Genomic DNA, 22,175 nt, shown 5'->3' with positions numbered 1-22,175 from the left:
GTGAGCCATCGTATCACGCGCGGGCCCGCGGCGGCAGGGAAGCCTGATGTGCGGTGGCCGCGGGGCGGGGAGCGTGTAAACTGGTGTGAGCAAACCGTGCCCAGCCCAAAGCGAGGTATTCAATATGTCTGACAAGCGCCGCACCTTTGCCGTTATCGACGGCAACTCGCTCATGCACCGCGCCTTCCACGCCGTGCCGCCCACCATGAATGCGCCGGACGGGCGCCCCACCAACGCGATCTTCGGCTTTCTGAACATGTTTCTCAAGATGATCGATGCCTTTAACCCCGACGGTGTGGTCGTGGCGTTTGACAAGGGCAAACCGCGCGTGCGCATGGAGATGCTGCCGCAGTATAAGGCGCAACGCCCGCCCATGGACCCCGATCTGCATGCGCAGTTTCCGATGATCAAGGAGCTGCTCACCGCGCTCAACGTGCCGATTCTGCAGTCCGAGGGCTGGGAAGGCGACGATATCCTGGGTACCATGGCGCGCCTGGGTGAGGAGGCCGGCTGCGACATGCTGCTGGTGACCGGCGACCGCGATATGTATCAGCTCGTGACCGAGCACGTCAACGTGGTCTCGACTCGCAAGGGTCTGTCCGACGTGGCAATCATGACGCCCGAGAGCGTAGACGACCTGTATCACGGCATTACGCCGGCGCTCGTGCCCGATTTTTACGGTCTGAAGGGCGATACGTCGGACAACATTCCCGGCGTGCCGGGCATCGGCCCTAAAAAGGCGAGCGCGCTCATCGCACAGTACGGCAGCTTGGACGAGGTCATCGCGCATGCCGACGAGGTCAAGGGCAAGATGGGCGAGAACCTGCGTGCGCACATCGACGATGCGCTGCTGAGCCGCAAGGTCGCAACCATTCGCACCGATGCGCCCGTCGAGCTCGACTTTGACGAAACATCCTTCCCGGCGTTTTCTGCCGACGAAGTGTCCGCGGCGCTGGGTACGCTTGGTATCACCGCCATGCAGAACCGTTTCTTGGCGCTGATCGGCGGCGAGGGCGGGGCTGCTGCTGCCTCTAGTGTGTTTGAGATACCTGCTATGGTTCGCGCGGCCGCCGGCGATGCCGACGCGCTCGGTGCCGTTGCGGCTGAGGTCTCCCGCGCGATTGATGCCGGCGAGTGGGTCGCCGCCGTGGTGGACGACGACAAGGAAGAGGGCGCGCTCTTTGGACTGACGCGCACGCTGTGGTTGGCGACGTCCAAGGGCCTGTTCGCGCTCGAGGAGGGCGACGGCGCCTCCACTGCCGTATTCGATGGCTTCAACTTCGCTCACGGTGTGATCGCCGGCGTGCTTGCGCGCCTGTTTATGGAGGGCCGCGTGGCGAGCCCGGATACGAAGGCGCTGCTGCACGAGCTTTCGCCCATCGATTCTTCTGAGCCCGAGCTCATGGATCCGCTAGCAGTCGATTCCACGTGCATCTTCGACACCGTGGTCGCCGCTTACCTGTTGGATTCCGACCGCTCCGAGTTTGACGAGGCATATCTGGCCGATACGTATCTGCAGATGGCGCTGCCTGCGGCGCGCGGCGCAGAGGGTGCTGGTGAGGACGCTCCGGCGCCTGCCGCCCGTACTGCGGCTCTGACGCTGGCGCTCGTGGCGCCGTTGCGCGAGTGCATGGCCCGTGAGAATGCCGCCAACGTGTTCGATGGCATCGAGATGCCGCTCGTTCCGGTACTTGCCAAGATGGAGCGCGCGGGCATGCTCGTGGACCCCGACCGTCTGCACAGTCTGTCCGAGGGTCTGGCGACCCAGATTACCGAGGTTGAGCGCAGTATTCGCGACCTGGCGGGTGACGAGACCTTTAATATTGGCAGTCCTATGCAGCTGTCGCATGTGCTCTTTGATGTGATGGGGCTTCCGACCAAGGGCCTCAAGAAGACTAAGCGCGGCTATTATTCGACCAACGCCAAGGTACTGAGCGACCTTGCGCGTGACCACGAAATCGTGCGTCTGATCTTGGACTGGCGTGAGAAGTCTAAGATCAAGTCCACCTATCTGGACACGCTGGGCCCGCTACGCCGAGGCGACGGCCGCGTACACACTACGTACAACCAGACCATCACGGCAACGGGGCGTCTGTCCTCGAGCGACCCGAACCTGCAGAACATCCCGACGCGCTCTGAGCTGGGCCGTACCGTCAAGACGGCGTTTTCGGCAGGCGAGGGAAGCGTCTTTTTGGCGGTGGACTACTCGCAAATCGAGCTGCGTCTGCTGGCGCATCTCTCAGGTGACGAGCACTTGGTGCGCGCCTTTAACGAGGGCGAGGACTTCCATGCCGAGACGGCGGCGCGCGTGTTCGGTGTGTCGGTGTCCGAGGTAACGCCCGACCTGCGCAGTCGCGCCAAGGCCGTGAACTTTGGCATCGTGTACGGTCAGCAGGCCTACGGCCTGTCGCAGTCGCTGCATATCTCGATGGCCGAGGCGCGCGACATGATCGACCGCTACTACGAGGCCTACCCGGGCGTGCGTACGTTCCTCGACAACGTGGTGGCGCGCGCCAAGCAGACGGGCTACGCCGAGACCATGTACGGCCGCCGTCGTCATATTCCGGAGCTCAAGGCCAAAAATCCGCAACTCCGCGGCTTCGGCGAGCGCACGGCCATGAACCACCCCATGCAGGGCACCGCGGCCGACATCATCAAGATCGCCATGGCCCGCGTAAGCCGCCGTCTGGAAGAAGAAGGCTTTGCTGCCCACATGATCTTACAGGTGCACGACGAACTGGACTTTGAGTGCCCCGTCGACGAAGTCGAGCGCCTAACCACCATGGTCCGCGACGTCATGGAACACGTAGTAGACCTCCGCGTACCGTTGATCGCCGAAGCCAGCACCGGCATAACCTGGGCCGACGCCAAATAGGAAAGCACTTCGTAAGGCAAGCTCGCCCAAGATGCAAGCCCCCACATATTTAAGATTTGGGACAAACACTACTGATTAATTTGTCCCACAGTAACCAAAACAGAGGGGAGCCCCTTCCAACAAGGAGCTCCCCTCTGCTCAAATCATTTCAGCTAAGTATCTAGACACTCAAGACGCCATCTTGGCGGCAGGAAAGTAAACCTAGGGCCTGGCCGGGCGGCACGGGTTAACTTTTCGTAGATTCCGCACGCAAAGAAAGCCACTTAATGTGGCTTTCGTCTTGCGCAGGACCTGACCGAGCGAAAAGTTATCCCGTGCCGCCCGGCCAGGCCCGATGGGACGGCTACCGAGCCGCCAAGATGGCGTCGATGAGCGTCAGTACGCCCCCGTCGTTGTTGCTCGGAATGCGCCACTTGGCATGCGCGTTCATGTGCTCTTCGGCATTGTCCACGATAAAGCTGTGACCGACGCGCTCGAGCATGGGGATGTCGTTGTAGGTGTCGCCCACGGCGGCAGCATCGGCAATATCGATGCCCAGGTGCTCGCACAGGTGAGCGACGCCGGCGCCCTTGTCGACGCCCAGGTTCATAAAGTCGATCCACTCGCGCCCGGCGTTGGTGACGTAGAGCTTGTCCGAGAACTCGGGGCTATAGGTCTCGCGGAAAGCGGGCTCGGCGTCGTAGCCGGGGAAGAAGACCGAAATCTTGTTGGACTCGAAATCAATGCCCTCAAAGCTGTCGACGTAGTTGATTGTGTTGTAGTAGACGCTGATCTCGTCGTGGTATTGATGGTCGCGGGCAAGCACGTAGAACTCGTCGAAGCAGCACAGGACGGGGACAGCGCGAGGATCCTCCGAGGCACGGCTCAAGACCTGCTGATACAGCTCCACGTCAATATTGCTCTTATAGATATAGCTGCCGCGATAGATCACGCACGCTCCGTTGTCGGGACAAAAGGCGAGGCGGTTCTTGATACCCTCGAACATCTCCTCGAGCTTGGGGGCGGGACGTCCGCTGGCGGGGCAGAATACGATGCCGGCGTCGGCGAGCTTGTCCAGGCGCTCATCAAGACCCTGGGGCAGCACACGCTCGTCGGTCAGCAGCGTCTTGTCCATATCGACGGCGAGAATCTTAATGTTGCCGATGTTGGCGTCCGATTCGTAAGTTTGCATAAAAATGCGCCTTTCGTTTCGAGATTGTTTCAGACGTTATAACCATCAACTAGTAGTCGAGCGTATTTTCGCAGGAATGGTGCGTATTTGCACTGCAATTCACAAACTAATGAAAAAACTTTTCAGAAATTTGAATTTGTCGCTTGCGCAGCGTGCACTTTATCGTAATATAGCGAACATCGAAAACGGAGACGGCAAAAGAGCCGTTTACCGAGGAAAAGGTACCGTTTGCGATATTTGAATTGCGCCCGGCGATACGTGAAAGGAGAGGCAGATGCAGTTCGTAAAGATTATCACCACTGCAGACAATGCCATCCGACGCCAGCGCGCAATTTCCCGACGACGATAACAATCGTCTCTGTCCGCATGGGGCGCAATGCCTCAACAGAGTCATTTTGAGGTCGTTGGGTTTAAGCACGACATAGCCGCATGTTTCTAGGGCATGCCTGTGATGCATTCTGCTGAATAACCTGATATTGCACGGTTTTTGACCTCAAGGTGACTTGCAACTGACCGATGTTCTAACTAGCTACCAAGGGCGAAAGGAAACAGCCATGAGCAAGGAAAAAGTCGTTCTCGCATATTCCGGTGGTCTTGATACATCCGTATGTGTCAAGTGGCTCCAGGACGAGAAGAATCTCGATGTCGTTTGTGTCTGCGGCAATGTGGGCCAGGAAGAGACCGGACTGGATGCCAAGAAGCAGAAGGCGCTCGACCTGGGCGTTCTCGATTGCCAGGTGCTCGACCTGCGCGACGAGTTCTCCGATGAGTTCCTGACTAAGGCCATCGCCGCAAACTCCATGTACGAGAACAAGTACCCGCTGCTCTCCGCTCTTTCCCGCCCGCTGCTCGCCAAGAAGCTTGTCGAGGTCGCTCACGAGTTTGGCGCGACCTACGTCGCCCACGGCTGCACCGGCAAGGGTAACGACCAGGTCCGTTTTGAGGCTGCCGTCAAGGCCCTCGACCCCGAGCTTAAGGTTATCGCCCCGGTTCGCGAGTGGGACCTGAAGTGCCGTCCCGACGAGGTCGCCTATGCCCACGCCCACAACGTGCCGGTTCCCGAGGGTGCCAACGATAACCCCTATTCCATCGACGACAACCTGTGGGGTCGCGCCATCGAGTGCGGTCACTTGGAGGACCCTTGGAATGAGCCGCTCGATGACGCTTGGGTTATGACCAAGAACCCCGAGGACACGCCGGACACCCCGACCTACACCGAGATTGAGTTTGAGGCCGGCAAGCCTGTCGCCGTCGACGGCAAGAAGATGAAGCTCTCCGAGATCGTCATCGCCCTCAACAAGATCTCCGGCGACAACGGCTTTGGCCGTCTCGACCTGGTTGAGGATCGTCTGGTGGGCCTCAAGAGCCGCGAGTGCTATGAGGTTCCCGGAGCCCTGACGCTCATCACCGCCCACAAGGCGCTTGAGGACATCTGCGTCGAGGGCGACCTGCTCAAGACCAAGATCAAGCTCGAGCAGGATTGGGCTACCGCCGTGTACAACGGCCAGTGGTACAGCCCGCTCAAGAACGCACTCGACGCCTTTATGGCCGACACCCAGAAGTTCGTGACCGGCACCGTCCGTCTGAAGTTCTTTAAGGGCAACTGCCATGTCGTCGGCCGCAAGAGCCCCTTCAGCCTCTACGACTACGGTCTGGCTACCTACGACCGCGACACCACGTTTGACGAGAAGGCCAGCGCCGGCTTTATCGAGATCGATACGCTGTCGCTCAAGACGTGGGCAAAGGTCCAGGGCCCCAGCTCTGCTGCCGCCCAGGCCTAGCGCCTCCTTCCCTTGGTATCCGCTCGGCCCATCCGCGTGATACATAACGGGCGCACGGGGTCCCTACCTTTCGTTATGCTTGCTGACACTTCTTAACATCGGTGGCCCCTACGTTCCGCCCGCATATATGATGCCGCGTCTGCGGCTGAGTCCGAGCCCCGCCGGGGTTGTCCGGCGGGGCTCCTTCTATCAATTTGGCGGCTCTGCGCCTATATATATGAGGAGTATCCATTATGTTCAATGCTATCGCGCATGCTTTACTTGCCCTCGCGCCCGAGTTCGATGCTGCAAGGGTCGAGGACGTCCCTATGAGCCTGAAGGCCTGGATCGATGGTTCGCAGGGCAACATCCGGAGGGAGACGTTGGGCGCCAAGTGCATGGCGCGTCACTTCTTTGCAAATTAGCTACATGGCTCCGCACACGGTGGGGAATGTGTAAAACTAGCGGTTGAAAAATCGCTTTAGCGATATGGCGCATTGCTTTGGGCGCTTGTTTTGGTATTTGGAGAAAGGGGACGGTTCCATGGCTCTTTGGGGCGGTCGTTTTGAGGCAGGCGTGGCCGAGGTCACGCAGGAGTTTGGTGCGTCGCTGCCGGTCGACAAACATCTCTATAAGCAGGATATCGCCGGCTCTAAGGCGCATGCCAAAATGCTGGCGGCTCAGGGCATCATCAGTGCCGAGGACGAGCAGGCGATTGCCGAGGGCCTGACCGGAATCGAACAGGATATCGATGCCGGCAACTTCACCTTCGACATCAACGACGAAGACATTCATATGTCCATCGAGAGCGAGCTGACGCGTCGCATCGGCGAGGCCGGTAAGCGCTTGCATACCGGGCGTTCGCGCAACGACCAGGTGGCGACCGACACACGCCTGGGCGTCAAGGCGCTGGCCAAGGAGCTCATGGAGGCCAATCTTGAGCTGCGCCATGTGCTGGTGGATGCGGCCAAGAAGTACGACAAGGTGATTCTGCCGGGCTACACGCACATGCAGCACGCTCAGCCCGTGCTGCTGTCGCATCATCTGCTGGCGTATTCCTGGATGTTCGCGCGCGACTTTACGCGCCTGAAGGCCGCCTTTGATGCCGCCGACAACTGCCCGCTGGGCGCTGCCGCGCTTGCCGGTACGAGCTATCCGCTCGATCGTCAGATGACGGCTGCCGAGCTTGGCTTTGCGGGCGTGATTCCCAACTCGCTCGATGCGGTTTCCGACCGCGATTTCCTGCTCGATCTGCATTACGCCGGCTCCGTCATGGCCATGCACCTGTCGCGTCTTTCCGAGGAGATCGTGCTGTGGTCGAGCTCCGAATTTGGCTTTATCACGCTTTCCGACTCGTACTCCACCGGCTCGTCTATCATGCCTCAGAAGAAGAACCCCGACTTTGCCGAGCTTATCCGCGGCAAGAGCGGCCGAGTCTATGGCAACCTGGTGCAGCTGCTCGTGACCATGAAGGGCTTGCCGCTCGCCTATAACAAGGACTTGCAGGAGGACAAGGAGGGTGCGCTCGATACCGCCCATACGCTCATGCAGTGCCTGTCCGTTATGGCCGGTATGATTTCGACCTGGACCGTCAACGAGGATGCCATGGCGCGCGAGTGTGGCGTGGGGCACCTTGCCGCTACCGATGTTGCCGATTACCTGGCTAAGCGTGGTCTGCCGTTCCGCGAGGCACATGCCGTGGTGGGCCATCTGGTCCTGATGTGTGAGAAGCGTGGCTGCAATCTTGAGGACCTGCCGTTTGAGGTGTTCCAGGAGGCAAGCCCGCTCTTTGAGCACGACATTACCGAGGCGCTCGACATCCCCTCAATTGTCGCCGCGCGTACGACCGAGGGCGGTACCGCCCCTGCCGCCGTTGCCGTGCAGCTTGAGCGCGCCGAGGCACAGCTCGTGGCCGACGAGGGCGTGTTTGGATCGCTGACCAAGGTCGTCGAGATGGGCCACGGGGTAAAGTAAGGGTTTGGCCGAAGCCGTTTTTGCCATTTATTGAGGAATCATTTTTTGCTTTACGGGCGTCTGCTGATGTGGGCGTCCGTATTTTGTTGCTATGGGGGAGGGGCTTGTCGAGAAGTTCTGTAGGACCTTTGGGCAGGTTGTGAAGGGGGTACGTTCGCGGGCGGCAACCGACCGTCTGCTCTGCTCGATGCGGTTGATGGGCAGCAGGATGGTACTCTAATCGAGCTTCGAAACAGAAGTGACACATATGGAACGCTTCAATAAATTGCAACGTTTCAATAAACAGCTTTTTGTTTAACTGCAGCTAAAACTCTGTTACGATGCAGTCCAGGCGGGTGCCGGAATGGGACTTGGGCACGCGCGAACCTACTTGAAAGGCTACCTTATGGCTATCGAGAAGACCTTCATCATGATTAAGCCCGACGCCGTGCGCGACCGCAAGATCGGCGAGATTGTTGCTCGCATCGAGCGCAGCGGCCTTGTCATCGAGCGCATGGAGATGACCACGCTCGAGCGCGCTACCGTCGAGGAGCACTACGCCCATCTGGCCGACAAGCCCTTCTTTGGCGGTCTCTGCGACTTTATGACGAGCGGTCCGGTCGTCAAGATGGTCGTTTCCGGTCTCTCCGCTGTTGCTAAGATGCGCACCCTCATGGGCGCTACTAATCCGCTTGACGCTGCTCCTGGTACCATCCGCGGCGACTTTGCCGTCGATGTCAACGCCAACGTGATCCACGGCTCCGACTGCCTGGAGAACGCCGAGATTGAGATCAAGCGCTTCTTTGGCTAAACCAGCTTTGACTCCTTAAAGCTGTTAGCGTGTGGCTTGGGCGCCGCGGAACTCCATCCGCGGCGCCCTTTTATTCCAAAATCTATGAAGGGGCCCGCTCGGTCATGAGTTCCGAGCGGGCCCCTGCTGTTAGCTTGTGGCACTGAGTGGTTTAGGCCTCGTCGACGACCTTGAGGCCGCGCGTGTGGTCGATCTCGTTGAGGAGGTTAACGCGACGCTCGTGACGACCGCCCTCAAACTCGGCGTCGAGCCACTCGTCGACAATCATCTTGGCGAGCTCGGAGCCCACGACGCGAGCACCAAAGGCGAGCACGTTGGTGTTGTTGTGCATGCGCGAGAGCTTGGCGCTGAAGGGTTCGGAGCACACGACGGCGCGTACGCCCTCGACCTTGTTGGCAGCCAGGCTAATCCCGACACCGGTTCCACAGATGAGGATGCCCAGGTCGACGTCGCCGTTGGCAACGGCCTTACCCACCTTGTAGCCGGCGATGGGGTAGTCAAAGCTCTCGGAGGTGTCGGTGCCAAAGTTCACGACCTCGCAGCCGCGCTCCTTCAGGTGCTCGGAAATGATGTTCTTGAGCTCGACGGCGGCGTGGTCGTTACCGATACCGATCTTCATGGATGGTTCCTCTCTTGTCTGTGCGGTGCAAATGCTAAAGGTGTTTACCGCGTTCGACTGCATGATAGCGCGACTTTTGCGTAAACGCTCGAGCGTTTTTTGGTCAAACGCTTTAGCATGCGACAAGACCGGTTTCTCATGAATGAATGCCGTCAGTTTGCGCCTGAATGCCGTCTACCGGAACCTGGGTTGCGGTTTTTGATGCATTGTTATCAAATAAAAGAGCTAATTATTCTTGAGAGCCCAGCCCGTTATACAAGTAGGAGATACCTATGCCTGCCGATTCCCTTCGCGATGCCGCGTTTTGCGATGTTTTGAACCGCGAGCTTGTCTGCGCGCTCGGCTGTACCGAGCCCATTGCCGTTGCCTATGCAGCGGCACTGGCGAGCCAGACGCTCGGTTGCGAGCCCGATCATATGGATGTTGCCTGCTCGGGCAACATCATCAAGAACGTCAAGAGCGTGACCGTGCCCAACTCGGGCGGTATGCACGGTATTGAGGCCGCGGCCGTGCTGGGTGCCGTGGGCGGCGACGCTAAGAGCGCGCTCGAGGTGCTCGAGAGCGTTAACGATGAAGACCGCGCTCGCGTGGCCGAGCTCCTCGCCGACGCCGGCTACTGCGATGTGTCGCTTGTCGAAGGTGTGCCCAACCTCTACATCAAGGTGACTGCGACGGCCGGGGGCCATACCGCGGTCGTCGAGATCACCGATCACCACACCAATGTCACGTGCCATACGCTCGATGGTATTCCGGTATGCGGCAAGTCGGCGGGAGAGTGTGCCGCCTGCGCCGAGCGCGTGGTGGCCGAGCGTGCGGCGGATAAGGCCGATGCCCCTATGAGCATTGAGTCCATCATCGACTTTATCGAGGACGGTGACATTGAGGACGCCCGCGCTGCCGTTGAGCGTCAGATTGAGCTGAATGGCGCAATCAGTGCCGAGGGCCTTGCGCACGCTTGGGGCGCCGAGGTGGGTCGTACGCTGCTGGGTGCTCGTGCCGATGACGTCGCCTGCCGTGCCCGTGCCCGTGCGGCCGCCGGGTCCGACGCCCGCATGAACGGCTGCGCGCTGCCGGTCGCCATTGTGTGCGGCTCGGGCAATCAGGGCATTACCTGCGCATTGCCCGTCATGGAGTATGCCGAGTACCTGCGTTGCGACCACGAGCGCCTGGTGCGCGCCGTGATGCTGTCCGATCTTATCGCCGTGCATATCAAGAGCTATATTGGTGCGCTCTCGGCGTTTTGCGGTGCTATTTGCGCCGCGTGCGGCGCCGGCGCTGCGATTACCTGGCTGTGCGGTGGCACGCGCGAGCAGATTGGCGCGACGGTCTCGAATACGCTCGGTAACGTGGGCGGCATCGTGTGCGATGGCGCCAAGGCGAGTTGCGCGGCTAAGATTTCCGCTGCCGTTGATGCTGCGATTCTGGGCCACGATATGGCCATGCAGGGCCGCGGCTTCCGCGCCGGCGAGGGTCTCATTCAGGATACCGTCGAGCAGACGATTGCCAGCATGGGCTACGTGGGCCGCGTGGGCATGAAGGACACCGACATCGAGATCCTCAACATCATGATCGGTAAAACCCAGGTTTGTTAGTTACGCGGTTTTACCAAACCGCGTAACCGGTCGACGCTGCAAACGCCCCTAAGCGGCAATCTACCTTTCAATCGTCGGGCATGGCCAGAAGGCCTATGCCCTCCTCTTTCAAGGCACATTGCTCGCTTAGGGGCGTTTTCGCTGGCTTATGCTCAACCTGCGGCGTTGTTTTGTTTGGAGCGAGTGAGGGGTCCTATGACAGTTCGTTGGCTATTTGGTGTTCGTAGAAGGCTTCGATTACGGCGTTGAAGTCGCGGGCGAAGTCTTCCATGGTTCCGCGCCAGGTGGCTCGGCTGGGCTTGCCCTGGCCCACAAAGGCGGTTTGGATGCCGCAATCGGGGGACGGGAAGTCGCGTTTGGGATCGTTGCCAACCATAAGGACCTCGTGCGGCTCGAGCCCCATCACCTGAAGCTGCTCTAGATAGTAGGTGGCATCGGGCTTGCAGCGGGTGGTGTTTCCCATGTGCGTGACGAGCTCAAAGGGAGCGTCGGCCAGGTCGCCCCAACCCATGCGGCACTCGATGGCGCCCTGGGGAAAGCTGGGGTTGGTAAAGAGCGCGCAGCGCAGCCCTGCGTCCTGTACGGCCTGGAGCGCGGCGTGTGCGCCCGGCATGGCGTGGGCGTTAATGACATCGTCGTTCTTGTACGGAAGAACTTCGCGGTCATAGTAGGTAAACGCCTCGTAGATGAGGGGATCGGAGAGGCAGATCCCGCATCGGCGCTCGACCTCTTCTTGGTAAAACTCAAGATTGGTGCGGTTGTCCGTGCCGCTTCGGCGGTTGGCGTTGAGGTCGACCAGGATGGTGCCGAGGCGTGCCATCGTGCCACCGCGGCTGCGGCGCCCGATATCCGCGAGCATCGAAGAGACATCCTTAAAATAGCGAAGGATGAACGCGTTGAGGTTGATGCTGAGAAGCGTCTCGTCCATATCGAAAACGACTGCTTTGAGCACGCGGGCACCTTTCTCGAAAAATCGATCTAGAATCGTTGGCTCCGGATACTTTACCCCAAAGCCGAATGCCTGGCTGGTTATCGTCACGTTGCGGAGACGTGTGTTCATAAGATTACGAAAAAGTCTCCACACGAGTAAAAAATCGCAGTTCACGCTTGAAATCGAACTCATTTCCCCGTAACCTATACGAACGTGATTGCATAAGCGTCACATTAGTATCTGTCGGCTCCCGAGTGTTCCTAAACGTTGTGTGCTTGTCGCACCCTTCTGTAGGTCCTAGCAATCGGGGCCCCGTAGTTCGAAAGGGGTCCACCTTTGAGTGAGATTCAGAACTCGTCCATTTTCTCTCTTGACGATGTCAATGAGGAGGAGATGAACAACCTCATCGACGGTACGATTACCGACTTTGATGAGGGCGATCTCGTTAACGGCACTGTCGTTAAGATCGAGCATGACGAGGTGCTCGTTGACATCGGATTCAAGTCCGAGGGCGTTATCCCGGTCCGCGAGCTGTCCATCCGCAAGGACGCTAACCCTGCAGACATCGTTGCACTCGGTGATCCCATCGAGGCTCTGGTTCTCCAGAAGGAGGACAAGGACGGTCGTCTGGTCCTGTCCAAGAAGCGTGCCGAGTACGAGCGTGCTTGGAACCGCATCGAGGAGAAGTTCAACTCCGGCGAGAACGTCGAGGGCGAGGTTATCGAGGTTGTCAAGGGCGGCCTGATCCTCGACATCGGCCTGCGTGGCTTCCTGCCCGCTTCCCTCGTCGACCTCCGTCGCGTCAAGGACCTCACCTCCTACATGGGCACCCGCATCGAGGCCCGCGTTATCGAGATGGACCGCAACCGCAACAACGTCGTCCTCTCCCGTCGCGTCGTGCTCGAGGAGTCCCGTAAGGCCGAGCGCTCCGAGATCCTGTCCAAGCTCAAGTCTGGCATGCGTCTCCAGGGCACCGTTTCCTCCATCGTCGACTTCGGCGCCTTCGTCGACCTCGGCGGCATCGACGGCCTCATCCACATCTCCGAGCTCTCCTGGAACCACGTCAACCATCCTTCCGAGGTTGTCAAGGTCGGCCAGGAGGTCGAGGTCGAGGTTCTCGACGTCGATCTCAACCGCGAGCGCATCTCCCTGGGTCTCAAGCAGACCACCGAGGATCCGTGGCGCGCACTGGTCAAGAAGTACCCCGTCGGCGCTATCGTCGAGGGCACTGTGACCAAGCTTGTCCCGTTCGGCGCTTTCGTCGACCTGGGCGAGGGCATCGAGGGCCTGGTGCACATCTCCGAGATGGCCAACAAGCACGTCGACCAGCCTTCTCAGGTCACCCACGTGGGCGACAAGGTTCAGGTCAAGGTCATGGAGATCGACCTCGACCGTCGTCGCATCTCCCTGTCCATGAAGTCTGCTGCTGAGACTCTGGGCGTCGAGATCGAGGTTACCCCGCTTCCTTCCGAGAAGAAGGACGAGGAGACCGACGCCGAGTAAATCGGTTTGACGATCACTTGTTTTAAGGGATCCGTCCGCAATGGACGGGTCCCTTTTTGCATTTGCTGCTGAGGTGCGCGATGCTATCCGTGCGCAATGCTGCCCGGGTTGTCTGTTTGCTATTGGGTTGTCGGTGCATGAAAAATGCCGACATCCCGCCTCGGGGAGGAGGCGGGAACACACCGAGTAGACGGAGGGGTGCGGAGCGCGGTCGCGTCTCGACTGACGACGTTGCCCATCGACAGGACCATTGTAACGCATGGCGGTTCTTGGTTTATCGTGTCGAGCGTTTGCGTTGTGCCATTGCCTGCGGCAATGGTGTGTTACACTCTTGCACTGCTGAGTGGGCCAGACGGTCGCGCGATGTGCTGCTTGCAGTACGCGTGAGGAAAGTCCGGGCTCCAGAGGGCGGGATGCCGGCTAACGGCCGGGCGGAGTGATCCGACGGAAAGCGCCGCAGAAAAGAAGACTCCCACCTGCGCCGCAAGGCGTAAAGGGAAAAGCTGAAACGGTGGTGTAAGAGACCACCAGCGTCGTGGCAACACGGCGGCTTGGCAAGCCCCATCCGGAGCAAGCGCGAATAGGAACGCTATGGGCCGGCCCGGTCCGCGTTCGGGTAGCGTGCGTGGAGCTGCATGGTAACGTGCAGACAAGATAAATGACCGTTCACGACAGAACCCGGCTTATAGGCCCACTCAGCAACTATGTTGACGCTGCGACGGCGTCAGCTGGCCGATTTGGCGCTCATTCGTCGGTCGCCGCCATAAGGCGTGCTCCCTCCTCTTTCGGGCCAAATCGACTCAGCTGACGCCGTCTCGCTGTTTTTGCCTGGTCATCGGCAGCCTCATTTCTGTTGCAATCTTGTCTTTCAAGGCACCTTGCTCGCGCTGACGGGTTCTCGCTTTCGTTGACGGAATCATCGGCGGTTCCGTTCTTGGCATCTCGCTGTTTTTGCCTGATCATCGGTGTCGCCGTTCTATTTACCGGGGTTATCGGTACGGCCTTTGCCGTATTATTGTGGCTGTTTGTTGCTGCGCTTTATTCTGTTGAGGGGCTTTGTTGGACAGCTATTTTACTCTGCAATCGAATATTGAGGCTACGGGCGAGTTCGTTGACCGCAAGAGCCGGTTTATTGCCCAGCTGGTCCATATTGAGTCCGAGGATGAGGCGAATGCCTTTATCGAGATGGTTCGCAAGCATCATTACGACGCTCGACACAATGTTCCCGCGTGGATTTTAGTCGATGGACGCGAGCGCCAGAGCGATGATGGTGAGCCGAGCCGCACGAGCGGTATGCCGACGCTCGAGGTGTTGCGCGGCGCAGAGCTCAAAAATGTTTGCTGCGTGGTGACGCGCTATTTTGGTGGCACGCTGTTGGGACCTGGTGGCTTGGTGCGCGCCTATACCGCGGCGACGCAGGCGGCGGTGGCCGCGGCTCAGGAGGCCGGGCAGATCGTCGAGATGACGAGTGTCGTGCCTGTTGACGTGCATGTGGCCTATCCGCAGTACGAGCAAGTGCTTCGTTTGGCGCAGGATTCGGGTGCCAAGGTTTCGGATACCGATTACGCGGATGCCGTGACACTTCACTTGGTGTTTAAGGCGGGGGAGCAGGAGCCGTTTTGCGCTAAGATGCGCGAGCTTATGGCGGGGCGCGAGGAGATTGAGGTCGGCGCTCCCAAATTTGCCGAGTTCTAACGGCGACGGCCGGCGTGCTTTTGGATGGATCCTAAGCGCGTCGGCCGTCGTTTTACTGTTGCTGCCGTTTACTCGGCGAGCTGCTTTAGCACATCGCAGGCGATCTCGACGGCATCGTCGATGCAGCCGGGGCAGCTGCGGAGCGGACCTTTATCCGATCCGATGCCCTTGAGCGTGCCGCAGACGGTCGTCGTGTTCTTCTCGCCAAATCGCTTGGCAATCTCGCGCGACAGCTTGTAGGTCTGGCCTTTGGTCTTGGGGTTCTCCATGCCGTCGCTCATTACAAAGCCCATGATGGCAACAGCGCCCGAGATGGCGCCGCAGGTCTCGGTCATGCCACCCATGCCGGCGCCAAAGCCCTCGGTGAGGGTAAAGGCGGTCTGGGGGTCGAGCCCGACGGCAGGTGCGAGCGTGCAGGCAACGGCCTGTGCGCAGTTAAAGCCGCGGGCGTGGTATTCGGCAGCCTGAGCCTGGCAGGCGGCGGTGTCGAGCTGGGCCGTATCGATTTGCTTCATCGTTGTCTCCTTGGTCACGGTGTACCCGCCTATGGTACCCGTGACGGGGCATGTAATCATCGAGAGCTTCATGTATGCCTCATTTTTATCTATCGAGCAAATGCCCAAGGCTTGAGATAAATACCCTTGATCAATTTGTCCCATAACCTACCTTGGGGATGGGTTGAGAGGGGTGCAGGGTAGCGGTATCGTGAACCGAATAAAACTAAAACCCAGGCAAGGGAGCTAGATATGAGCGAGCAGACCATCGGTACCACATGTGTTCAGGGCGGCTATCACCCGGGAGATGCCGAGCCGCGCCAGGTGCCCATCTACCAGTCCACCACGTGGAAGTACGACACGTCCGAGCACATGGGCAAGCTGTTTGACCTGGAGGAGTCGGGCTACTTCTACAGCCGTCTGCAGAACCCCACGTGCGATCTCGTTGCCGCCAAGATCTGCGAGATGGAGGGCGGCACCGCTGCGATGCTCACGAGCTCGGGCATGGCTGCGAATTTCCTCGCGATCTTTAACGTGGCCGGTGCCGGCGATCATGTGGTCGCGAGCTCTGCTATCTACGGCGGTACCTACAACCTGCTCGCCCATACTATGGAGCGCATGGGTTTGACCTGTACCTTCGTTGCCCCCGACTGCACCGACGAGGAGCTCGAGGCAGCCTTCCAGCCCAATACCAAGCTCGTCTTTGGCGAGACAATCGCCAATCCCGCCCTTGCCGTGCTCGATATTGAGCGCTTTGCCAAGGCCGCGCATGACCACGGCGTGCCGCTGATGGTCGACAACACCTTCCCGACGCCCGTGATGTGCCGTCCCTTTGAGTGGGGCGCTGACATCGTTACGCACTCCACCACCAAGTACATGGATGGACATGCTGCCTACCTGGGCGGCGTGATCGTCGACCACGGCCAGTTTGACTGGATGGCCCATGCGGACAAGTTCCCGGGTCTCACCACGCCTGACGAGAGCTACCATGGCGTGACCTATGCCGAGAAGTTCGGTCGCGAGGGCGCCTTCATTACCAAGGCCACCGCGCAGCTCATGCGCGATCTTGGCCCCATGCAGAACCCGCAGGCGGCGTTCTTCTTGAACAGCTCGCTCGAGAGCCTGCATGTGCGCATGCCGCATCATTGCGAGAACGGCCTGGCCGTTGCCAAGTTCCTGCAGAGCCATCCCAAGGTGCGCTTCGTGAGCTATCCGGGCCTGGAGGGCGACAAGTACTATGACCTCGCTCAGAAGTACATGCCAAACGGTACCTGCGGCGTTGTGAGCTTTGGCTTTAATGGTGGTCGCGCGGCGGCCGAGACCTTTATGAAGAGCCTCAAGCTCGCCCAGATCGCCACGCATGTGGCCGACGCCCGCACCTGCTGCCTGCATCCCGCTAACGCTACGCACCGCCAGATGAACGATGAGGAGCTCATCGCCTGTGGCATCTCCGCCGACATGGTGCGCCTGTCGTGCGGTCTCGAGGACACGGCCGATTTGATTGCCGACCTTGAGCAGGCGCTCGAGCAGTGCTAGGCTAGCGTTCGCATAAGGCGCCGATGCTGGCAGAAAGCTTCGGCGACCTTTCGTTCCGATTCCGTAGGCGGGACCCCAATCGCGGCTGTTTGCAGGCGATCGGGGCCCCGTTTTTTGCGTTAGGCCACTCGAAAGGATGGATATGGAGAAAACTGCAGAGCAGCTGCGCCGCGAGCACATTGCTCTAGAGGGCGACACCCATGGCAAGAATAAATGGGCGATTCTGTTTACCGTGCTCATCATGACGTTTATGGTGTGTCTGGATTCGACCGTCGTGACCGTGGCGCTCCCAGTGATGCAAAAGGAGCTGGGCGTGGGCCTCGATCGCATTCAACTGGTGAGCTCGGTGTACCTGCTTGCGACATGCGTGGCTATGTTGCCGTTTGGCCGTCTGGGCGACGTGCGCGGCAAGGTGAATGTGTTCCAGCTGGGCGTCATCGTCTTTTCGGTCGGTTCGCTGCTGTGCGGCCTTTCGGCCTCGCTCGAGGTTCTTATCCTGGCACGCATTGTTCAGGGCGTCGGTTGCGCGGCGGCCATGGCTAACAACATGGGTATCATCACCGAGTCGTTTCCGGCGCGCGAACGAGGCCGTGCCATGGGTATTCTCGCGACCTTTGTGGCCCTCGGCATGATGTGTGGCCCCGTGCTCGGCGGCATGCTGGTGGCAAGCTTTCCCTGGGAGAGTATCTTCCTCATCAACCTGCCTATTGGCGTAATCTCGTTTATCGTGGGGCTCTACACGCTGCCGCATGTTAAGCCGGAGGCCGGCGACCGTCCCATGTCCCTTGCCGATGCCGCTCGTTGCTGCTTTGCAAATTCGGCCTTCACCATCAACCTTGCTTGCATGCTCATCGTGTTCGTTGGTATTGGTGCATCCGAGTTTATCCTGCCGTTCTATTTTCAGGACGCCCACGGCTTTGGTTCTGACATTTCCGGACTGCTCTTTTTGGCGCTGCCGATGGTGAATGCCTTTATCGGCCCGCTTTCGGGTACGGTTTCGGACCGTGTTGGCTGCGAGGGCCCCACGGCGGTCGGCCTGGGCGTGTACGTATGCGGTCTATTTGCGGTAAGCACGCTCGACGAGCACTCTTCCATCCCTGTGATCGTGTGCTGCGTCGCGTTTATGTCGTGCGGTACGTCGATTTTCCAGAGCCCCAACAACTCGTTGTATATGGGCTCGGCTCCGCGCGAAGCGCTCGGCTTTGCGGGCAGCCTGGGTAGCCTGGCGCGCTATGCTGGCATGGCACTCGGCATTACGGTGGCGTCGAATATCCTGTATGGGCAGATGAGCGTGGCGATGGGCGAGGCCGTGACCAGTTTTGTTGCAGGCCGTCCGGATGTGTTCCTGTTTGGCTTTCGCTCGGTGTTCTACATGCTTATGGCTGTGGCCGCTGTGGGTTTTGCACTCGCCATGGTACGTTTGGTGAGGATGCGTGCCCGCCATTAGCATGTTGGGAGGCTGTCTGCCACGATTCGCGCCGTCCCAAAAAGACTGGTTTATGGTGCGATGCGGCTTGTGGGGCGGGCGGGGGTCGGTCCGTGGTAGACTATCGAACAACGTTTATTAATCGCGCGGTATCGTTGCCGTGAGAAGGGGTTGCGCCATGCAGGAGCTTGAGGATCGTATTCGCCATGACGGCATCGTAAAGGCCGGTAACGTCCTTAAGGTTGATGCCTTCCTCAACCACCAATGCGACGTTGAGCTGTTCGACCACATGGGCGCCGAGTGGGCCCGTCTGTTCGAGGGTGTCGAGATCAACAAGATCCTGACGATCGAGGCTTCGGGCATTGGCATGGCTTGCATTGCAGCCCAGCATTTTGGCGGCGTGCCGGTGGTCTTTGCCAAGAAGGCCCAGTCCATCAACCTTGACGGCGAGCAGTATGCCACGACCATTTACTCCTTTACCAAGCAGAAGGAGTACCCGGTCATCGTTGGCAAGCGCTTCCTGTCCGAGGGCGACAAGGTCCTGATCATCGACGACTTCTTGGCCAACGGGTGCGCGCTCGAGGGTCTTATCAAGATCTGCGAGGCTGCGGGTGCCGAGGTTGCCGGCATTGGCATCGCCGTTGAGAAGGGCTTCCAGGGCGGTGGCGATAAGCTTCGCGAGCGCGGCTTCCGCGTCGAGAGCCTGGCCCGTATCGCCGATATGGACTGCGAGACCGGCGAGATCACCTTCGCCTAAGCGCACAGCACAAGCGATTGGTATGCGATGTGACAAAGGGACTTTCCCTTTGTCACATTTTTTGTATGAGGGGAGGTGTTGATATGGATGAGAACAAGATGGGATGGCGTGAGTATGCGCACTATGCCGAGATGTCGGTCGAGGAGTTGGCGCGCGATTGCGAGGTGCAGGTGTTTCGCGCGACGGGCCCGGGTGGGCAGGGCGTGAACACGACGGACTCGGCGGTGCGCATGAAGCATGGGCCCACGGGAATTGTCGTGACGGCGCGCGAGAGCCGTAGCCAGTTTCAGAATCGTGCGAGCTGTCTGCGTAAGCTGAGGGCAGAGCTTGAGCGTCGTGGCCGTCCGCCGCGCCGACGCGTCAAGACCAAGGTGCCTCAGCGCTCTCGCCAGCGCAGGCTCAATGACAAGCACTTCAACGCCATTAAAAAGGCCAACCGTCGCAAGCCGGGCAGCGACGAATAGCTTCCTCATAAGTTGCGGTGAAATAGGGATTGTTTTGCGGCTTTAGCTGCATAAACAGTCCCTATTTCACCGCAACTTAGGGGTGGCTAGCGGGTTGGGTGCCAGACCTCGAGGACGGCGGGAAGGATGTCGACCTCGACGCGCGAGGCGACGATGGACTCGCCGTCGGCCTGGATGGGGTAGTCGGGCTCTTCAAAGGTAAGCTCGGCATGGCGACAACGGCGCATGCGAACCGGTGGCAGCTTGGTATGGTGGCCATCTTTGGCCGAAAGGAACATGGGAAGCGCGACCGCGCGCGGAACGGGGCCGCAGGCGTAGCAGACGTCGAGTATGCCGTCGCACGGGTCAGCGTCGGGACAGACGCGATAGCCCGAGCCATAGGTAGGACCCAGCTGAATCGCCATGATGATCGCTCTCACGCGCTCGGCGGGCGCCCCGTCAAAGCTGACTGTCATGGGGTAGTTGCGATAGCGTAGGCCAAACTGCTCAAGTCCCGAGAGAGTGTAGAGCGGCGCGCCCGTCAAGCTGGTCTTTTTGCGCAGCTCGGTGGTGCCAAGGCCGATGGCGGCATCGATGCCGACCGAAAGCGTCTGGTCGTAGTACTCAACGGTAGCCTCGCCGCTGCCGCTCGCAGGGCTCCACGAGCGAATGCGCCCGATGTCCTGACGCTGCAGCTCGCAGGTGAGCAGCGCGCCAAAATCCTTGCCGGAGAAATCGTCGATGCCGAGCGTCTGGGCAAAATCGTTGCCGGAGCCCACGGGTAGGATGGCAAGAGCGGGACGGACCGCCTCATCCTGCGTCATAAGCCCGTTGACGACTTCGTGAATCACGCCGTCGCCGCCAAGGGCGATAACGGTGCGGTAGCCCGTTGTCTGGGCGGCGAGCTCCTTGGCGTGTCCCATTCGCTCGGTCAGCACCAGGTCAAACTGGGATGTGCGTGCGGTCATATCCAAAAAGCGCTGCAGGCGTTCGGCAACCTCATGCGCGGCGCCCGACTGGGCGGCAGGATTGGCGATGATGAGCGTGCGACCAAAATCAGTTGCGTGCATGGGGCGACTCCCGGCGTATGACGTGACGGTGCGGTCGCGCTCGGGTCGAATTGCCCCCGATTGTGGCTGCACGGCGAATACTAACGTCTACTCTATCAGGTCGTTGTGGCGCTCGATAGCATCCGCCACCGTACCGCCCTCATCAACAATAAGCGAACGGCGCTTGGGTGAGATGATGCGCTGGGCGGGGTACACGCCACGGTGTCCGCCGGTTAGGTAGCTGATAAAGGCCACGATGACAAAGAACCCGGCGGCCGTGCCGTGGAACAGGTCGATGGCCATCATGCAGGTGGTGATGGGCACGTTGAGGCCGGCGCAGAACACGCCGAGCATGCCCAGCGCCGCCAGAAAGCTGGGGTCGATTCCGACGAGGCAACCGATCCAGCCGCCGAGCGCCGCACCGATGCCAAACAGGGGCGTGACCTCGCCGCCTTGGAAGCCCGCGCCCAGGGTAAGCGCTGTGACGACCAACTTGATGGCTGCGTCCGCCAGGGTGGTGTTGCCTGCAAATCCGGCGCCGGAAAGCCACGTGGAAAGGCCGGCGTAGTCCCAGGCATCGAGGAGGGCATAGGCGGCCAAAACCACGAGTGCGCCTATAAGTGCGCGAGCAAGGTAGTTGGTGATAAAGCGACCGTACAGGCTTTTGACGGTTCGAACCGACCAGGCAAAGAGGCGTGCCGTCAGACCGAAGATAATGGCGCTGATGACTACGATGACAACCGTCCGTGGTGTCATGTTGGGAACGCCGGCGATAACATTCGCCTCGTACTCGGTTCCCAAGGCAAGCGACGTAAAGTAGCCGGTAAACGAGGCGACCAGGCAGTAGATACCTGCGGTGTAGTCGATCTTGCCGATAAAGCACATCTCCATGCCAAAGAACGCGCCGGCAAGGGGCGAACCGAATACGGCGCCAAAGGCCGATGAGATGCCGGCGAGCATGAGGTCGTGGTGGTCATGCTTTTTGAGGTGGGCGAGGCTCGAGATGTTGCTGGCGATGGTGCCGCCAATCTGCACCGCGGCTCCCTCGCGACCGGCCGACCCGCCCGTTAGGTGCGTGAGCGTGGAGCAGACGAAGGTGAGAACGGCCATGCGCATATGGATAAGGCGTGTGCCCAGGGCGGAGTCGATGACCAGGTTGTTACCTCGTTTGGCGGCAAGGCCGTGGTTTTTGTACACCCATGCGGTGGCAACGCCCACAACGGGAAGCAACGCGTAAATCCACACATGGTGCTCGCGATAATCGGTCGCGATATTCAGCGAGGCCAAAAACGCCCAAGCGGCAACACCCATGGCGAGCGAGACGATGACGACGAGCGCGAGCAGTTTGGCGCTTGCAAACAGGTTGCGGGCGTTGCGGCGCGTGTCGGCTGCCAAGAGCTGCTCGGAACGGGTGAGTTGATGCCTGCCGGCCATGATGACGTCGTTCAGGGAGAAAAAGCCGCCGTCGTCGAGCGGCTGGGAATGATCCTGCGCCTCGTTTGCGCTTTCGGGTTTGTCGGTAAAAGCCATACGTTCCTCTTTTAGGTTGTAACGCAAGCA

17 protein-coding genes, 1 other RNA gene and 1 pseudogene are annotated in these 22,175 nt (G+C 59.8%); 13 read left to right on the top strand and 6 right to left on the bottom strand.

Going from position 1 to position 22,175, the window contains the following annotated elements:
* Window positions 1-124: 124 nt before the first annotated feature.
* On the top strand, window positions 125-2,875 hold the full coding sequence (gene polA, locus AAA069_RS03865; RefSeq protein WP_349127626.1) for a DNA polymerase I: 2,751 nt from the start codon (window positions 125-127) through the stop codon (window positions 2,873-2,875).
* A 343-nt stretch (window positions 2,876-3,218) separates the two neighbouring features.
* Here the strand turns inward: polA and AAA069_RS03860 are convergent, their stop codons facing one another.
* Window positions 3,219-4,046 (bottom strand): HAD family hydrolase, encoded by an 828-nt coding sequence (locus tag AAA069_RS03860; RefSeq protein ID WP_055286110.1) that lies wholly within the window; start codon window positions 4,044-4,046, stop codon window positions 3,219-3,221.
* A 554-nt stretch (window positions 4,047-4,600) separates the two neighbouring features.
* Between AAA069_RS03860 and AAA069_RS03855 the strand changes: the two genes are divergently transcribed.
* The 4 genes from AAA069_RS03855 to ndk all read left to right on the top strand — a co-directional run bounded on the left by AAA069_RS03855 (window position 4,601) and on the right by ndk (window position 8,570).
* On the top strand, window positions 4,601-5,827 hold the full coding sequence (locus AAA069_RS03855; protein ID WP_035138001.1) for an argininosuccinate synthase: 1,227 nt from the start codon (window positions 4,601-4,603) through the stop codon (window positions 5,825-5,827).
* A 233-nt stretch (window positions 5,828-6,060) separates the two neighbouring features.
* Window positions 6,061-6,231, top strand: coding sequence for a hypothetical protein (locus tag AAA069_RS03850; protein WP_158550218.1), 171 nt, complete (start codon window positions 6,061-6,063; stop codon window positions 6,229-6,231).
* Between the two features lie 118 nt (window positions 6,232-6,349).
* Window positions 6,350-7,780, top strand: coding sequence for an argininosuccinate lyase (gene argH, locus AAA069_RS03845; protein ID WP_349127625.1), 1,431 nt, complete (start codon window positions 6,350-6,352; stop codon window positions 7,778-7,780).
* Window positions 7,781-8,165: 385 nt separating this feature from the next.
* A complete protein-coding gene (gene ndk / locus AAA069_RS03840; RefSeq protein WP_006234152.1) occupies window positions 8,166-8,570 on the top strand; it encodes a nucleoside-diphosphate kinase in 405 nt (134 codons plus the stop codon).
* A gap of 151 nt (window positions 8,571-8,721) precedes the next feature.
* Here ndk and rpiB read toward each other — a convergent pair whose 3' ends face one another.
* Entirely contained in the window at window positions 8,722-9,189 is a 468-nt protein-coding gene (rpiB, locus tag AAA069_RS03835; RefSeq protein ID WP_006234151.1) for a ribose 5-phosphate isomerase B, read from the bottom strand.
* A 272-nt stretch (window positions 9,190-9,461) separates the two neighbouring features.
* Between rpiB and AAA069_RS03830 the strand changes: the two genes are divergently transcribed.
* Window positions 9,462-10,781, top strand: coding sequence for an L-serine ammonia-lyase, iron-sulfur-dependent, subunit alpha (locus AAA069_RS03830; RefSeq protein WP_215693666.1), 1,320 nt, complete (start codon window positions 9,462-9,464; stop codon window positions 10,779-10,781).
* A 193-nt stretch (window positions 10,782-10,974) separates the two neighbouring features.
* Here the strand turns inward: AAA069_RS03830 and AAA069_RS03825 are convergent, their stop codons facing one another.
* Window positions 10,975-11,733, bottom strand: coding sequence for an HAD family hydrolase (locus AAA069_RS03825; protein WP_349127624.1), 759 nt, complete (start codon window positions 11,731-11,733; stop codon window positions 10,975-10,977).
* Window positions 11,734-12,048: 315 nt separating this feature from the next.
* Between AAA069_RS03825 and rpsA the strand changes: the two genes are divergently transcribed.
* From rpsA to AAA069_RS03810, 3 genes are all read left to right on the top strand, one after another.
* Window positions 12,049-13,215, top strand: coding sequence for a 30S ribosomal protein S1 (rpsA, locus tag AAA069_RS03820; protein ID WP_022095232.1), 1,167 nt, complete (start codon window positions 12,049-12,051; stop codon window positions 13,213-13,215).
* A 340-nt stretch (window positions 13,216-13,555) separates the two neighbouring features.
* An RNA gene (rnpB, locus tag AAA069_RS03815) (RNase P RNA component class A) lies at window positions 13,556-13,917 on the top strand.
* A 354-nt stretch (window positions 13,918-14,271) separates the two neighbouring features.
* On the top strand, window positions 14,272-14,910 hold the full coding sequence (locus AAA069_RS03810) for a YigZ family protein (protein ID WP_349127623.1): 639 nt from the start codon (window positions 14,272-14,274) through the stop codon (window positions 14,908-14,910).
* A 68-nt stretch (window positions 14,911-14,978) separates the two neighbouring features.
* Here the strand turns inward: AAA069_RS03810 and AAA069_RS03805 are convergent, their stop codons facing one another.
* Window positions 14,979-15,425, bottom strand: coding sequence for a C-GCAxxG-C-C family protein (locus AAA069_RS03805; RefSeq protein ID WP_349127622.1), 447 nt, complete (start codon window positions 15,423-15,425; stop codon window positions 14,979-14,981).
* Between the two features lie 231 nt (window positions 15,426-15,656).
* Between AAA069_RS03805 and AAA069_RS03800 the strand changes: the two genes are divergently transcribed.
* From AAA069_RS03800 to AAA069_RS03785, 4 genes and pseudogenes are all read left to right on the top strand, one after another.
* On the top strand, window positions 15,657-16,940 hold the full coding sequence (locus AAA069_RS03800) for an O-acetylhomoserine aminocarboxypropyltransferase/cysteine synthase family protein (protein WP_349127621.1): 1,284 nt from the start codon (window positions 15,657-15,659) through the stop codon (window positions 16,938-16,940).
* Window positions 16,941-17,082: 142 nt separating this feature from the next.
* On the top strand, window positions 17,083-18,387 hold the full coding sequence (locus AAA069_RS03795; RefSeq protein ID WP_349127620.1) for an MFS transporter: 1,305 nt from the start codon (window positions 17,083-17,085) through the stop codon (window positions 18,385-18,387).
* 157 nt (window positions 18,388-18,544) lie between these two features.
* Window positions 18,545-19,123, top strand: coding sequence for a xanthine phosphoribosyltransferase (locus tag AAA069_RS03790; RefSeq protein ID WP_006234139.1), 579 nt, complete (start codon window positions 18,545-18,547; stop codon window positions 19,121-19,123).
* A 152-nt stretch (window positions 19,124-19,275) separates the two neighbouring features.
* A pseudogene (locus tag AAA069_RS03785) lies at window positions 19,276-19,587 on the top strand (peptide chain release factor-like protein); the annotation flags it as partial.
* Window positions 19,588-19,673: 86 nt separating this feature from the next.
* On the opposite strand, the gene AAA069_RS03780 reads toward AAA069_RS03785, so the two are convergent.
* Window positions 19,674-20,636, bottom strand: a complete 963-nt coding sequence (locus tag AAA069_RS03780) for a diacylglycerol kinase family protein (protein WP_349127619.1) — start codon at window positions 20,634-20,636, stop codon at window positions 19,674-19,676.
* Between the two features lie 87 nt (window positions 20,637-20,723).
* The gene (locus tag AAA069_RS03775) at window positions 20,724-22,145 is read right to left on the bottom strand and encodes a chloride channel protein (RefSeq protein WP_349127618.1); all 1,422 of its coding nucleotides are present in this window, start codon (window positions 22,143-22,145) and stop codon (window positions 20,724-20,726) included.
* Between the last annotated feature and the right edge of the window lie 30 nt (window positions 22,146-22,175).

It is taken from the genome of Collinsella sp. CLA-SR-H006 (assembly GCF_040097075.1).
Taxonomy (GTDB): Bacteria; Actinomycetota; Coriobacteriia; order Coriobacteriales; family Coriobacteriaceae; genus Collinsella.
Note: the sequence above shows the minus strand (reverse complement) of the source record. Positions and strands in the feature narration are given on the sequence as shown.

Bases quoted from the DNA above. Each gene is read 5' to 3' on its own strand.
- polA (WP_349127626.1), top strand. From the start codon at position 125: ATGTCTGACAAGCGCCGCACCTTTGCCGTTATCGACGGCAACTCGCTC.
- AAA069_RS03860 (WP_055286110.1), bottom strand. From the start codon at position 4,046: ATGCAAACTTACGAATCGGACGCCAACATCGGCAACATTAAGATTCTC.
- AAA069_RS03855 (WP_035138001.1), top strand. From the start codon at position 4,601: ATGAGCAAGGAAAAAGTCGTTCTCGCATATTCCGGTGGTCTTGATACA.
- AAA069_RS03850 (WP_158550218.1), top strand. From the start codon at position 6,061: ATGTTCAATGCTATCGCGCATGCTTTACTTGCCCTCGCGCCCGAGTTC.
- argH (WP_349127625.1), top strand. From the start codon at position 6,350: ATGGCTCTTTGGGGCGGTCGTTTTGAGGCAGGCGTGGCCGAGGTCACG.
- ndk (WP_006234152.1), top strand. From the start codon at position 8,166: ATGGCTATCGAGAAGACCTTCATCATGATTAAGCCCGACGCCGTGCGC.
- rpiB (WP_006234151.1), bottom strand. From the start codon at position 9,189: ATGAAGATCGGTATCGGTAACGACCACGCCGCCGTCGAGCTCAAGAAC.
- AAA069_RS03830 (WP_215693666.1), top strand. From the start codon at position 9,462: ATGCCTGCCGATTCCCTTCGCGATGCCGCGTTTTGCGATGTTTTGAAC.
- AAA069_RS03805 (WP_349127622.1), bottom strand. From the start codon at position 15,425: ATGAAGCAAATCGATACGGCCCAGCTCGACACCGCCGCCTGCCAGGCT.
- AAA069_RS03800 (WP_349127621.1), top strand. From the start codon at position 15,657: ATGAGCGAGCAGACCATCGGTACCACATGTGTTCAGGGCGGCTATCAC.
- AAA069_RS03795 (WP_349127620.1), top strand. From the start codon at position 17,083: ATGGAGAAAACTGCAGAGCAGCTGCGCCGCGAGCACATTGCTCTAGAG.
- AAA069_RS03790 (WP_006234139.1), top strand. From the start codon at position 18,545: ATGCAGGAGCTTGAGGATCGTATTCGCCATGACGGCATCGTAAAGGCC.
- AAA069_RS03780 (WP_349127619.1), bottom strand. From the start codon at position 20,636: ATGCACGCAACTGATTTTGGTCGCACGCTCATCATCGCCAATCCTGCC.
- AAA069_RS03775 (WP_349127618.1), bottom strand. From the start codon at position 22,145: ATGGCTTTTACCGACAAACCCGAAAGCGCAAACGAGGCGCAGGATCAT.